This is a genomic window from Segatella baroniae DSM 16972 = JCM 13447, from assembly GCF_000426585.1.
In the GTDB taxonomy this organism is placed as follows: domain Bacteria; phylum Bacteroidota; class Bacteroidia; order Bacteroidales; family Bacteroidaceae; genus Prevotella; species Prevotella baroniae.
Genome location: NZ_AUFQ01000004.1, coordinates 84122 through 96665, shown reverse-complemented (window position 1 = coordinate 96665; position 12544 = coordinate 84122). Strand labels below are relative to the sequence as shown.

Annotated in this window: 13 protein-coding genes and 1 tRNA gene; 7 read left to right on the top strand and 7 right to left on the bottom strand. The window is 54.5% G+C overall.

All coding sequences use genetic code 11. From position 1 onward, the window contains the following. The first annotated feature begins 348 nt into the window (after positions 1–348). The 5 genes from K334_RS0104760 (at position 349) to K334_RS0104740 (ending at position 3627) form a co-directional block, all read left to right on the top strand. A complete protein-coding gene (locus tag K334_RS0104760) occupies positions 349–732 on the top strand; it encodes a helix-turn-helix domain-containing protein (RefSeq protein WP_025880368.1) in 384 nt (127 codons plus the stop codon). A 48-nt stretch (positions 733–780) separates the two neighbouring features. Further along, positions 781–1485 (top strand): DNA alkylation repair protein, encoded by a 705-nt coding sequence (locus K334_RS0104755; protein WP_025880369.1) that lies wholly within the window; start codon positions 781–783, stop codon positions 1483–1485. 599 nt (positions 1486–2084) lie between these two features. Next, positions 2085–2939, top strand: coding sequence for a hypothetical protein (locus K334_RS0104750; protein WP_025880370.1), 855 nt, complete (start codon positions 2085–2087; stop codon positions 2937–2939). Continuing rightward, positions 2936–3361 (top strand): S24/S26 family peptidase, encoded by a 426-nt coding sequence (locus K334_RS0104745; protein ID WP_025880371.1) that lies wholly within the window; start codon positions 2936–2938, stop codon positions 3359–3361. Before K334_RS0104750 ends, K334_RS0104745 begins: the two co-directional genes overlap by 4 nt. Beyond that, positions 3358–3627: a PqqD family protein gene (locus K334_RS0104740; protein ID WP_021589133.1), complete on the top strand. Its 270-nt coding sequence runs from the start codon at positions 3358–3360 to the stop codon at positions 3625–3627. The genes K334_RS0104745 and K334_RS0104740 overlap by 4 nt, the downstream gene beginning before the upstream one ends. A 112-nt stretch (positions 3628–3739) precedes the next feature. Here the strand turns inward: K334_RS0104740 and K334_RS0104735 are convergent. The 3 genes from K334_RS0104735 to K334_RS0104725 all read right to left on the bottom strand — a co-directional run bounded on the left by K334_RS0104735 (position 3740) and on the right by K334_RS0104725 (position 5654). Continuing rightward, positions 3740–3812 (bottom strand) — tRNA-Lys (locus K334_RS0104735). Between the two features lie 143 nt (positions 3813–3955). Further along, entirely contained in the window at positions 3956–5071 is a 1116-nt protein-coding gene (locus tag K334_RS13480) for an AI-2E family transporter (RefSeq protein ID WP_025880372.1), read from the bottom strand. Then, positions 5049–5654, bottom strand: coding sequence for a thymidine kinase (locus K334_RS0104725; RefSeq protein ID WP_021588959.1), 606 nt, complete (start codon positions 5652–5654; stop codon positions 5049–5051). The genes K334_RS13480 and K334_RS0104725 overlap by 23 nt, the downstream gene beginning before the upstream one ends. A 125-nt stretch (positions 5655–5779) precedes the next feature. Between K334_RS0104725 and rsmI the strand changes: the two genes are divergently transcribed. Both rsmI and K334_RS0104715 read left to right on the top strand, forming a co-directional pair. Then, positions 5780–6541, top strand: coding sequence for a 16S rRNA (cytidine(1402)-2'-O)-methyltransferase (gene rsmI, locus K334_RS13475; RefSeq protein ID WP_044122301.1), 762 nt, complete (start codon positions 5780–5782; stop codon positions 6539–6541). Next, complete coding sequence (locus K334_RS0104715; protein ID WP_025880373.1) at positions 6483–7343, top strand: Cbp1 family collagen-binding glycoprotein adhesin; 861 nt, start codon at positions 6483–6485, stop codon at positions 7341–7343. The genes rsmI and K334_RS0104715 overlap by 59 nt, the downstream gene beginning before the upstream one ends. A gap of 370 nt (positions 7344–7713) precedes the next feature. Here K334_RS0104715 and K334_RS0104710 read toward each other — a convergent pair whose 3' ends face one another. The 4 genes from K334_RS0104710 to K334_RS0104695 all read right to left on the bottom strand — a co-directional run bounded on the left by K334_RS0104710 (position 7714) and on the right by K334_RS0104695 (position 12211). Then, the gene (locus K334_RS0104710) at positions 7714–8727 is read right to left on the bottom strand and encodes a class II fructose-bisphosphate aldolase (protein WP_021589070.1); all 1014 of its coding nucleotides are present in this window, start codon (positions 8725–8727) and stop codon (positions 7714–7716) included. Positions 8728–8925: 198 nt separating this feature from the next. After that, positions 8926–10161 carry a sugar MFS transporter gene (locus K334_RS0104705; RefSeq protein ID WP_036889969.1) on the bottom strand — a complete coding sequence of 412 codons (1236 nt, stop codon included), beginning with the start codon at positions 10159–10161 and terminating at the stop codon, positions 8926–8928. Positions 10162–10796: 635 nt separating this feature from the next. Further along, on the bottom strand, positions 10797–11222 hold the full coding sequence (locus tag K334_RS0104700; protein WP_021589081.1) for a Fur family transcriptional regulator: 426 nt from the start codon (positions 11220–11222) through the stop codon (positions 10797–10799). Between the two features lie 29 nt (positions 11223–11251). After that, the gene (locus tag K334_RS0104695) at positions 11252–12211 is read right to left on the bottom strand and encodes a transporter (protein WP_025880374.1); all 960 of its coding nucleotides are present in this window, start codon (positions 12209–12211) and stop codon (positions 11252–11254) included. Positions 12212–12544: the final 333 nt, after the last annotated feature.

Sequence of the window (12544 nt, the reverse complement as noted above, 5' to 3'; positions counted from 1 at the left end):
CATCAAATATGTCGCAAAGATACAAAATCTATGACAATCCGTCAAGCCCCGTTCGGTAAACTTGCACATCTCTCTCTGCATCCGGCAACCGTCAGCATGGCGGAAGCCAGGACAATCCACATTCTTGCTTTGTACATATCTTCTATATGACTTGTTCCGTTTCGCCTGCAAAGTTATGGGAGTTTTGGAAAACATGGAGCATTCCATTTCGGAACAAGAGTGTTGGTTATGGGAATACAGTCCTGAAAAGAACCGATTGTTTTGCAAATAAAACATTGTATATCGAAAATAAGCTGTATTTTTGCCATCGAAAGCTGTTGGAAAAATGGCAAATAAGGACATCGACACATGGAAAAGGAAGAATGGATAGTGCAGAATCCCGCTGATGTAGACCTCGACTGGGCCTGTCGGGATGAAGACTTGGTCGTGATAGGCGACGTTAAACAGCTTGACACACCTGCCATAGAACGCATCCAAATGAATCTTTTGGCCATCTGCCTGCATGAAGACCTCACCATGATATGCAAGAAAAACTCGGGCAAGACCGCCAACGAATGGATTCGGGAGTACACGCTGGCGGCCATCACGCACGAACTGCGCAACACGGAGCTGAGCGTGAAGGAGATTTCCAACAAGACAGGCTTCTCCAACACGAGCTTATTCAGCCGATACGTGAAGCAACATCTGGGTTGCACGCCCATGGAATATCGCGACAGGCAGCCGAAAGAATGACGGCGGACGGCGAAGTGACAGACGAATCACATCCAAGGATATTGAAATATGACGAAAACGAAGCAACAAATCAATGACATCTACGAGGCGCTGCAGGCCTTGCATTCCGAGGAGAAACGATTGTTTCTGCCCCGTTTCTTCAAGACGGGCGAGGGGGAGTACGGCGAAGGCGACCGCTTCATGGGCGTCGTGGTGCCCAACATCAGGCTCGTGGCCAAGGAATTCAAGCACGCCCCGCTCGCCACCGTCAAGGGACTGCTGGCCAGCACGTGGCATGAGATGCGCGAATGCGGCCTCTTCATCCTCACGCTGCAATGCCGCAAGGAGGTGAGTCGGGAGGTTTTCGACTTCTATCTCTCCATGACCGCCCGCATCAACAACTGGGATCTCGTCGACCTCTCGGCTCCGCAGATCGTGGGCGGCTATCTCTTGGACAAGCCGCGCGACATCCTTTATCGCCTGGCCGAAAGTCCGCTGCTGTGGGACAACCGCATCGCCATGGTCGCAACGGCCGCCTTCATCCGCCGCGGTGACCTGGAAGACACTTACCAACTGGCCGTGAAGATGATGGGCCATCCCCACGACCTCATGCACAAAGCCATCGGTTGGATGCTGCGCGAGGCCGGAAAGAAAGACGCCGAGCGGCTCTACGACTTCGTGGAAGCCCACCGCCGGGAAATGCCCCGCACCTTGCTGCGCTACGCCATCGAGAAGTTCGACCAGCCCACACGGCAGTGGCTCATGCGCAAATGAGCCGTCAATGCGGTTCTGCCGCTCTGGCAGCGCGCAACGCTGCCCGACGCGCTTGCAACCGCTGTGCGATTGCGCACCGAAAGCTGCCCTTTCAAGAGCTGAAAGGGCAGCTTTTGCATTGCCAAAGGGCTGTGTTTAGATTCTCAAAGGGCAGCTTTTGGTTTCTCAAGGGGCAGCTTTTGGAGAGCAGTGGAATTGCCGTCGCATCATTTTGTCATGCCCTTTGGTCGGCATGACGTGTCCAGTCCCTCTTGCCGCTTTTCCACTACGTGTTCGGTGATGAACTTACGGAGGGGTTTGGTGCGGCGGTACGGCGCGTTTCTTGCGTACTTCAAGCCTCAAATGCTGCTTTTTTATGGCTTTTAAGGGGGCTTTATGTCTTTTAAGGGCAGTGTTTGGATGAAATAAATCTTGTTTTGTGACAATCTTAGCGTTGTTTCTTTGCTTTTTCGTAAATTTGTCTCGACTTTCAATGTTGCAGCCCCGGCACACCCGTGGCAGTAGGGTGGAATGGCGGGCAGACAGCCGGCTGAAGCCAACCGCCGCCAAACCGAGGGCCGCAACGATGGAAGGAAATCATCACGAATAGACATACCAGGATGAAAGAGACAAGACATTACGAGGTGGCGGGACATCGCTTCTGTGTCAGCGGCGAGGCGGAGTGCTTTGCGCTGATGGACAATTACAGGCCGTTTGGCTGCGATGAAGGGAATGTTGTATTTTCCCTGAACATCGCCCGTGGAGCGATCGCCGATTATGCGGTCGACTGGCGCCAGGAAGATGATGGTCAGGAAATCGTATGTGGACATTCCGCTACGGGGGAAGCCGTGTTTGAATTTGTCTGGCAGGGCGTTTCGGCAGGATGGCTCGTCTGTTCTGCTGACTATCGTGAGGGGCGGCTTGTCACGACAGGCAGCTATATGGAGCTGGCCGTCAATAATGCGTTGATGGTGATGTATGCCTTGGCAACGGCAGACAAGGCGACGGCACTCTTCCATGCGGCAGTGGTGAGCTGTAGGGGCAAGGGATATATGTTCCTCGGTCCGAGCGGTACGGGGAAAAGCACCCACGCTGGTCTGTGGCTGAAGCACATCGAGGGGTCGGCGCTGGTGAATGATGACAACCCCGTGGTGCGTATCGGTGGGGATGGCTCCATTTTCGTGTATGGTTCGCCGTGGAGTGGCAAGACGCCATGCTATCGGAACGTCTGCCATCCCTTGGGTGCTGTCGTCGTACTCAGTCAGGCTGCATACAACAAGGCGCAACGTCTGCGTGGCATCTATGCGTATGCGGCTCTGATGGGGAGTATCAGCGGCAAGCGTTGGGACAAACGTATCGCCGACGGACTGCATCGGACGGAAAACATGGTGGCGTCGAACGTGCCCATATGGAAGCTGGAGTGTCTGCCCGACGAGGCGGCGGCGAGATTGTGTAACGGAACCATCACGCAATGACAGGCGACAAGATCATAGAGGAAGCTGTCAGGTTGGTGGACGAGGGCGTGAGCGTGACGCTGCCCGTGAACGGCACCAGCATGCTGCCGTTTATCATCGGGGGCAGGGAGAGTGTCGTCTTGCAGAAGCCCGGACAGCTGCAAGTCGGCGATGTCGTGCTGGCATGGGCTTCACCGGGGCGTTGGGTTGTACATCGCATCATACGCATTGACGGAAATCGCGTGACACTGATGGGAGACGGCAACATCGTGGGTACGGAACACTGCACCCTCGAAACCGTCAAGGCCATAGCGACGCACGTGATGGATGGCAAGGGAGAGATACATTATTTATATAATAGGTGGCGGAAGTCGGCCGCAAGGACGTGGTTCTGGCTACGCCCCATAAGAAGATATTTATTGGCAATATACAAACGATTATGAGAATCAGGCAAGGATTTGTGCTGCGCGAAGTGTGCGGTGAGAACGTGGTGGTGGGCGAGGGCCTCGGCGCCATCAATTTCGGAAAGCTGTTGGCTATGAATGAGACGGCGGCATGGTTGTGGAAACAGGCAGTGGCGATGGGTGACTTCACCGTTGAGGCGCTGTCGGAAAGGCTTTGTGAGGAATACGAAGTGACGGACGTGGAAGCCCAAGCCGATGTAAAGGCCATTGTGGCAGAGTGGCAGGAGGCTGGTGTCATGGAATGAGATGCGTCTTGTAAAGCCATGGACTCCTCTGAATGCGCCATCTGGCTGACAAGTGGCCATGTATAAACGTGAAAGAGGACTTCGTCACCGAAGTCCTCTTTCACGTTTTCCGTGATCCGCATGGGGCTCGAACCCATGACCCCAACATTAAAAGTGTTGTGCTCTACCGACTGAGCTAGCGGATCGACGCATGCTTTGTTTCCAAAAGCGTGTGCAAAGGTAAGGAGTTTTTTCGAGTTCTCCAAATTATTCCTTTGTTTTCTCTGTCCGATGGCTGATTAAATGCTGGCCAAACTCCAACTAAATGCTGACAGTCGGGTGAAGAACGCTATTCCGACGCCTGGTTTTCATCGGCCTGCGGAGTGCTATGTGGTGGTGTTTTGCCCTCTTTGGTGACATAACGTTGCCAATAGGCGATGAGGAGTGTGGTGAGTGGCAGGGCGATGATCAGTCCGATGAAGCCCAGCAGGGCGCCCCAAACGGACAGACTCAAGAGGAGAATGGCTGGGTTGAGGCCCATTGCCTTGCCCATGATCTTCGGTGTGACGATGAAGTCCGTTATTACCTGAACAACGCAGAACACGAGCAGAGCACCGCCGAACACCCACCAGAAGTTCTGCCCCGTGTCGGCCGCCTTGAGCATGGCAAGGAACGCCGTGGGGATGAGCGCAAAGGTGTGAAGGTAGGGCACCAAGTCGAGAATGCCTATGAGAATGCCCAAGCCGATGGCCACGGGGAAGTCGATGATGGTGAAGCCGATGCAGAACATGATACCCATGCAGAGCGCCACCAGGCCTTGCCCACGGATGTAGTTGTTCAGTTCGCGTTCCACACTTTGCATCAACTCGCTCCAGAAGGGGCGGTTCTTCTTGGGAAAGATGCGAATCCAGTTGGTCGTGAGCAGCTCATAGTCGAGCAAAATGAAGAACATGTAGAGCAAAGTGATCATCGAAGCTACAATGCTCAGGATGATACTGGCCGTCTGTCCCACGAAAGAGAACACTTTGGGCATGGCCGTCTTCACCGCGTCGGCAAAGTCCCGACTCTTGAAAAACCGCTCAAACTCCGCCTGGTTCTGCTGAATCCATCCTGAAATCGTAGCCGTGATGTCATTGGAATGCGTTGTCGTGGAGAGCCATTGCCGCAATATCCTCTCCAACTTCTCGAACTGCTCGATCATGGGAGGTACGATCAGGTAGGTCACCAGAGCCACGAAGGCCAGCACCAGGAGCATGGCGATAATGATGGCGATGGCTCTGACCCTCACCTTGAGCTTGTATTGGATGAACTTGACGGCGGGATATAGCAGGTAAGCCAGCAGCCAAGCGATGAAAAAAGGTAGCAGAACGTTGCTCAGGTAGTTGACCAAGAGCAAAATGGCAATGACAAGGAGCCCCATCCCCGTCCATCTGACAAACTTGTCAAAGGTGATTTCCTGTTTCATGATTCTTGTCCTCCTGCAATGCTTTCTGGTAGCACTCTCTGCACAGCGGCTCATACTCGGTCTGTTCTCCCAGCATGACCCGCTTGTCGCCGGCGACCAAACGGTGGCTCACATAGGCGAGATTGCCGCACTTCACGCAAATGGCATGTACCTTGGTCACCTCATCCGCGACGGCGCACAAGGCCGGAATGGGTCCGAAGGGAACGCCTTTGTAATCCATGTCGAGGCCTGCGACAATCACCCGAACGCCCCGGTCGGCCAACTCGTTGCACACGTCGACCAAGCCGTCGTCGAGGAATTGCGCCTCGTCGATTCCCACAACGTCGATTCCGGAGGACAGCAACAGAATGCTGCCCGATGAGTCTATCGGTGTGGAAGGGATGGAATTCCGGTCATGACTCACCACGTCTTCCTCCGAATAGCGTGTGTCCATGGCCGGTTTGAATATCACCACCTGCTGGCGGGCGAACTTTGCACGTTTCATTCTTCGGATGAGTTCTTCTGTCTTTCCGGAAAACATGGAACCGCAAACGACTTCTATTCTTCCGGGGCGGTGCGCTTCGCCCACTATATTCTTATTCATAACGTAACAAAAGATGGGTAAGTATCAAGCAATACGTTTACAAAATTACGAATAGGTTTTAAAAATTGCAAAGAAAGCACTGCTTTTTTTGGAGATGGTTTTTATTTAGCTATCTTTGTTCGCATATGGGTACCTTATATATTATACCGACTCCGGTCGGAAATATGGAAGATATGACGATGCGCGCCATCCGCATTCTTAGGGAAGCGGACTTGGTATTGGCAGAAGACACACGCACTTCGGGCATTCTGCTGAAGCATTTCGACATCAAGAACCGTCTCATGTCGCATCACAAGTTCAATGAACATGGTACAGCGGCGGGCGTCATCGAGCGTCTGAAAGGCGGCCAGACGGTGGCACTCATCAGCGATGCGGGAACCCCAGGTATCAGCGATCCCGGCTTCTATCTGAGCCGGGAGGCTTCGAGAGCAGGCATTCCTGTCGTCACTTTGCCCGGCGCCACCGCCTGCATTCCTGCCGTCGTCTCTTCCGGACTGCCCTGCGACCGCTTCTGTTTCGAGGGTTTTCTTCCCCAAAAGAAAGGCCGCCAGACCCTTCTTCTGCAGTTGGCGGAAGAGCAACGCACCATGATATTCTACGAATCGCCCTACCGGCTGCTCAAGACCTTGCAGCAATTTGCGGAGCATTTCGGCCCTGACAGGCAGGTGAGCGTGGCTCGGGAAATATCGAAAATACACGAAGAGCACGTGCGGGGCAGCCTGGAAGAGGTGATTGGTCATTTTACAGAAACCGAGCCGCGGGGCGAAATCGTCATCGTTGTAGCCGGAAAAGATAACAAGAAGAGTAAGAACAACAAATCGAATCATGATGAAGAAATTATTGGTTTACGTGATGATGGGCGGTGCAGCACTGCTCTCATTGAATAGTTGCAAGCAAGAGAAGACAGCATCTGCCGTTGACAATCTCGCGCAGTCGGATTCATTGCAGAAGATCATCGACCAAAAGGACAACGAGATAAACGACATGATGGGTACATTGAATGAAATCCAGGAAGGATTTCGTGAAATCAACGAGGCCGAGCACCGTGTCAGTATCGTGAAGGATGGCGAAGGCAGCAACAAGTCGCAGCAAATTCGGGAGAACATCAAGTTCATCTCCAACGCCATGAAGCGCAACCGCGAGCTGATCGCCCGATTGCAGAGCCAGCTCCGTGAGAGCAGTGTGCACGGAGAGCAGTTCAAGACCACCATCGACAATCTGGTGAAGCAACTCAACGACAAAGACACGCAGCTGAAACAGTTGCACGCCGAGCTCGACGCCAAGGACATCCACATCTCCGAACTGGATGAAACCATCAACAACCTGAACACGAACGTGTCGGCGCTTTCGGCCGAAAGCAACGCCAAGAGCCAGACCATCAGCTCGCAGGACAAGCAGTTGAACACGGCATGGTACGTATTCGGCACGAAGAAAGAGTTGAAAGACCAGCGCATCGTTGAAGGCGGAAAGGTTCTGCAGGCCAACTTCAACAAGAGCTACTTCACCAAGATCGACATCCGCGTGGACAAAGTAGTCAACCTCTATTCCAAGTCGGCCAAGATCCTGACCACCCATCCGTCGAGCAGCTACACGCTGACGCGCGACGCCAACAAGCAATACACGCTTCGAATCACCAATCCCGAGCTTTTCTGGAGCACCAGCAAGTATCTTGTCGTGGTCGTCAAGTAGGATTCATCCCGCTTTCTTGCAGACAACCCTCGCCTTGTCCGGCTCATCCGGCAAAGCGAGGGTTTTCCTTTGCCTGTCCGACAGCGGGGCAGGGCGTGTCGGGCGCGCCTGTTTGTCCAAGGACATGAAACGAAAATGGGTGCTTGCACCATCCTCACGGACTGCAAGCACCCCTCAAAAATAGAGAGTCATAAAAAATATCTCATGATAGTTTCAAAGCAAATGCCTGTCGGAACGCTTTCATCGGAAGCCCTCCGGCCGTTTCACCGGCTTTCGCCCGGGGTGAAAAAGAATCCGATCTCGCGTGAGACCGGATTCTATATTTTCAAGCTCTTGCTGCAAACAAGGTTGCATCAGCTCGAAGAATGGACTAATCAAGTTGTGCCAACTTGTTGTCAGAGCCGAGAACTTCCTTGATCTTGTGGGCGTAGAGCTGCTCCATGTACTCGCGAGCCTTGCCACAGTACTGGCGGGGATCGAAGTAATCCGGGTGCAGTGCGAAGGTCTCGCGCACGCCGGCGGTGAAGGCCAGACGAGAGTCGGAGTCGATGTTGATCTTGCAAACGGCGCTCTTGGAGGCCTTGCGAAGCTGTTCTTCGGGAATACCTACGGCGTTTGGCATTTTGCCGCCGTACTTGTTGATGATGTCAACGTACTCCTGCGGTACGGAAGAAGAGCCGTGGAGAACGATGGGGAAGCCGGGGAGCTGCTTCTCGATGGCTGCGAGAACGTCGAATGCCAATGGAGGAGGAACCAGGCGGCCGGTCTTCGGGTCGCGTGTGCACTGCTCCGGGGTGAACTTGTAAGCACCGTGAGAGGTTCCGATGGAGATGGCCAGCGAGTCGCAGCCAGTGCGCGTGGCGAAGTCTACAACTTCCTCGGGCTTCGTGTAGTGTGAAACCTCGGCAACGACTTCATCCTCGACACCTGCGAGAACGCCAAGCTCTGCCTCGACGGTCACGTCGAACTGATGGGCGTATTCCACAACCTTCTTGGTCAGCGCGATGTTCTCCTCGTAAGGGAGTGCGGAACCATCGATCATTACGGAAGAGAAGCCCATGTCCACACAGTTCTTGCACAGCTCGAAGCTGTCGCCATGGTCCAGGTGCAATGCGATTTCAGGATGGTTGCATCCCAATTCCTTTGCATACTCCACGGCACCTTCGGCCATGTAGCGGAGCAATGTCTGGTTGGCATATTTGCGGGCGCCTTTCGAAACCTGCAGGATAACCGGCGACTTCAATTCAGAAGAAGCCTTGATGATGGCCTGAAGCTGCTCCAGGTTGTTGAAGTTGAATGCTGGGATGGCATAACCACCGTCTACGGCTCTCTTGAACATCTCGCGTGTGTTCACGAGACCTAATTCTTTGAAACTAACTGCCATAATAATATGATGTTTATTAAAAAATGAATACCTTGTTATCTTGTAACAATTGCAAAATTAGTGTTTTCTTTTTGCAATGCAAAGAAATTGCACGTGATTTAGCAGCACGCGCAAGTTAAAAACGTTAAGATGGCGGCATGACGAGCCATGGCTTGCCCCATTTGCCACACGGATGTGGCAAACGTGGGGCCGAGGGGGCTACCTGCGGAACAAGTTGTTCTTTCGTGTCAACTCGGAAGCGAAGAGCAGCACGACGAAATAGCCGAAGAAAGGAATCAGGAAGGGAATCGTGAGGTCGGTGTTGTCGGCGATGAGGCCCATCAGCAGGAAGCCGCAGCCGCCTATCGGCGTCATCATCAGCAGCGAAGAAGCACTCTTCGTCAGGCTGCCAAGGCCCTGGAGGGCCAGCGAGAAGATGGTCGGAAACATGATGGCCTCGAACAGATAGTTGCAGATGATGGCCACCATCGACAGCCGTCCTAGGTCGAACAGCACGACAATCATGCAGAGCACGCTGCCGGCCGCGCAGAAGAGCAGCATGACTTCGGCCGGAACGCGCCGCATGATCCAGCTTCCGACGAAGCGGCCGACCATGAAGAAGGCCAGCGCCACGGTCAGTACGATGCTCGCGCTGTTGTCGTCCATCCATCCCTGGCCTGTCACGAAGTTGATGAAGTAGCTGTTGATGGAGATTTCGGCCACCTCGTAGGCCAGCAACGCGAACAGTCCGAAGACGAACATGGGGTGGTTTTTGAACAGCTTCATGATGCGGGTGTCGGCCACTTGGTCTTCGGCGGTCTCCTCGTGCTTGATTTCGGGCAGGTTCACCCGTGAGAAAACCATCGCAATCGACAGCACCAGCACGCCCAAGATGGTATATGGAATCACCACGTCGCACGAACTGCGGGTGCCGCTGAAGAAGAACTGTCCCACCACGAAGGTGGCGAAGAGGCTGCCCAGGCCGTTGAACGACTGCGAGAAGTTCAGCCGGCTGGTGGCCGTGGCTTTGTTTCCGAGTTCCGTCACGTAGGGGTTGGCCGACGTCTCCAGGAAAACCAGTCCGCAACCGATGACGAACAGCGCGCCCAGAAAGGCGTAGAACGTGCCCATGGCCGAACAAGGGATGAACAGCAGGGCGCCGATGCCGAACAGCATGAGCCCCATCACCACGCCCCGCCGATAGCCGGCGCGGTTGATGAACCACCCCGCGGGGATGGCCATCAGGAAATAGCCCAGATAGGTGGTCACCTGGATGAGCGACGACTGCGTGATCGTGATGTCCAGCTCGTTCTGGAAATGCTTGTTCAGCACGTCCAGGATGGCCCTGGCAAAGCCCCACAGGAAGAAGAGGCTCGTGATGAGGATGAAGGGCACCAGATATTCCTTGGTGGTCAGTGCCGTCTTGCGGGGGGATTGAGGCTGTTGTTTTTTCATTTCAGTGAGTTTTCGTCGATGGCCAACGCCCGCCGTCGACACCGCCGTCCGAGAAGGGTGTTGTCTGGGGGCGAAGACGAGTGGGGGAGAAGGGTTGTATGGTCATGTATTGTTCTGATGATGGCGCCGCGGGGGATGGGGGATGGTCGTGAAAGACGTGTCGCCCCGCCCGGTTGCGGTGGTTCGTGCGCCGCCGCTTTCCATGCTTTGGCGCGCTGTCTAAGCGACGGCAAATTTACCGCAATTATTGTTGGCTTGCAACTATTTCGAGAAAAAACATATATTAAATGTTAAATGTGAAATGAGGAAGTATGAAATGGGGGGATGGGAAATGTGGGATGGGAAATGGGGAGCTGTCTTCCTGCGCTCCAAACGCTGTGCTTTTGCAAGCCCAAAGCAGTGCTTTCGCGTCGCGAAAGCGGGCTTTTTACAAGGCAGACGCTGTGCTTTGGCAAGCTCGGAGCGGGCCTTTTGAAACGCCGTCGGGCAGCGAGCCGCAAACGACGCACGACGGCAAGGCGGTCAGCGGGCTTTTTCGACCGGCCTGCCGCACGCTCCACGGCCGACCGGGGCTGCGCCTTCGGCAGTCTCCAGCCACAGGAGGCAAGCCGTCGGCCCCGCCATTTGCGCTGAATCTACCTCCCTTTTCGGCCACAGGTGGGGCAAACGCCTTTGACCAGACAGTTGACGCTGTGCAGCCGGTAGCCTTCGGGCAGCGAGACCTCGGGCGCGTGCAGGTCGGGAAGGCAGTAGGTGCGGTGGCAACGCTCGCAGAAGAAGTGCATGTGCTCGTCCTCGTCGTTGTCCTCGTCATGGCTGTAGCACAGTTCGTAGCGTGTTCCGCCGTCGCCGTCTTCGATGACGTGCACCAGATGGCGGGCCCGGAACAGGGCCAGCGCACGAAAAATGTTCGACTTGTCGATGGAGAATATCTCCATTTCCAGCTCCCGCATCGACATGGGGCGGCTGCCGGCGGCCAGCGTCCGCAGGATGACGACGCGGTTGGCGGTGGGCTTCACGCCGTGACGGATGAGCAGTTGCTCGCATTCTTGAAGTTCCATGAGTTTCACAGGATAGGTTCGAGTTTCCGTTACCATTTCAGATAGCCGTATTTCTGCTTGTACCACAGCTGCAGAGCGTTGATGATGTTCTGCCAGATGACGTAGACGCAGGGCGCGATGGCGGCGTATGGGTTGAGAAAAGAGATGGTGAGCCATATTCCAACGACGGTGTTCTTCTGTCCCAGGGCCTGTCCTGCGCCAATGCTGTCGCCGTAGTGGCGGCCTACGGCTTTGCCCAGGGAGAACTGGAAGACGGAAAGCACCAGCGGAATGACGCACAGCATGGTCAGCACCCAGCCCGAAACGGGCGCGTGGAGCAGGCTCTTCATCGTTATGCCCATGATGATGGAGAGGTTGATACTCCATATATAAATGCTGAGGTTGGGCTTCGTCTTGAGCAGACGCACCATGGCGGGCCAGAACCGGCGGGTGAGCAGGGCGCAGCAGAGCGGAATGACGAGCACCATGAGCACCTTTCTGAGCACCATCAGGAAGGCCATGAGGAAGGAGATGTCGGCGTCTTTCTCCACCATGGGGAAGAAAAGGGGGATGATGACGGACGTGACGGCGTTGGCAAGAAACAGGTAGACCGTCAGCGAAGATATGCTTCCGCCCAGCTTTTCGACGATGACGGGGGCCGCGGCGGCCGTCGGGCAGATGACGCAGATGAAGACACCTTCGAGCAACAGCTTCATGGTGGGGTCGGAAGTGAGGTTGACGAGCAGCACGGCCGTCAAGGAGAGCAGCACGCGAATGCCCTGGAGGATGAAGTGCCAGCGGCGCGGGCGCATGTCGTCCATCCGCATCTTGCAGAACGTGATGTAGAGCATGAGGAAGACATTGACGGGCAGGACGGTCACCAAAAGTGGGCCGACGAACTCGCCGATGGGTGCCAATGGCGCAATTTCGGTGAACAGCAGGTAGACGATGGAGCCTACCGCAAGGCCCACGAGCAGCGACCAAGTCTTGAGAAACTTCACGAAATTCATCATCAAAACCTATTTGACCGTCGAAGGTCGTTGAGAGATTGCCGGGGTGTCGGGGTGACAGGTCGACGCGACCAATCGACGTTGACGACTGCAAAAGTAGTAAAAAACCGTGAATGCAACGAGCAGTCGGGAGGATATAATCCATTTTGGCAGAACCTTGCCTGCCTTTTCGTCTTTCATTTTCAATGAAAATATCCGGGAAAATCACTTCTCTAAAAGCTATTTATCTTGCAAAATTCGTTTTTCTAAAAGTGATTTATGCCGCAAAAAGGTGATTTTCTTGTCAATGGGGAATACCTTTTTGAGGTCGGCGGATTGGGTAAATCCTTTGAT

What these genes read in the sequence shown, in the direction of transcription:
- K334_RS0104760 (WP_025880368.1), top strand. Translation starts at nt 349, where the DNA reads ATGGAAAAGGAAGAATGGATAGTGCAGAATCCCGCTGATGTAGACCTC.
- K334_RS0104755 (WP_025880369.1), top strand. Translation starts at nt 781, where the DNA reads ATGACGAAAACGAAGCAACAAATCAATGACATCTACGAGGCGCTGCAG.
- K334_RS0104750 (WP_025880370.1), top strand. Translation starts at nt 2,085, where the DNA reads ATGAAAGAGACAAGACATTACGAGGTGGCGGGACATCGCTTCTGTGTC.
- K334_RS0104745 (WP_025880371.1), top strand. Translation starts at nt 2,936, where the DNA reads ATGACAGGCGACAAGATCATAGAGGAAGCTGTCAGGTTGGTGGACGAG.
- K334_RS0104740 (WP_021589133.1), top strand. Translation starts at nt 3,358, where the DNA reads ATGAGAATCAGGCAAGGATTTGTGCTGCGCGAAGTGTGCGGTGAGAAC.
- K334_RS13480 (WP_025880372.1), bottom strand. Translation starts at nt 5,071, where the DNA reads ATGAAACAGGAAATCACCTTTGACAAGTTTGTCAGATGGACGGGGATG.
- K334_RS0104725 (WP_021588959.1), bottom strand. Translation starts at nt 5,654, where the DNA reads ATGAATAAGAATATAGTGGGCGAAGCGCACCGCCCCGGAAGAATAGAA.
- rsmI (WP_044122301.1), top strand. Translation starts at nt 5,780, where the DNA reads ATGGGTACCTTATATATTATACCGACTCCGGTCGGAAATATGGAAGAT.
- K334_RS0104715 (WP_025880373.1), top strand. Translation starts at nt 6,483, where the DNA reads ATGAAGAAATTATTGGTTTACGTGATGATGGGCGGTGCAGCACTGCTC.
- K334_RS0104710 (WP_021589070.1), bottom strand. Translation starts at nt 8,727, where the DNA reads ATGGCAGTTAGTTTCAAAGAATTAGGTCTCGTGAACACACGCGAGATG.
- K334_RS0104705 (WP_036889969.1), bottom strand. Translation starts at nt 10,161, where the DNA reads ATGAAAAAACAACAGCCTCAATCCCCCCGCAAGACGGCACTGACCACC.
- K334_RS0104700 (WP_021589081.1), bottom strand. Translation starts at nt 11,222, where the DNA reads ATGGAACTTCAAGAATGCGAGCAACTGCTCATCCGTCACGGCGTGAAG.
- K334_RS0104695 (WP_025880374.1), bottom strand. Translation starts at nt 12,211, where the DNA reads ATGAATTTCGTGAAGTTTCTCAAGACTTGGTCGCTGCTCGTGGGCCTT.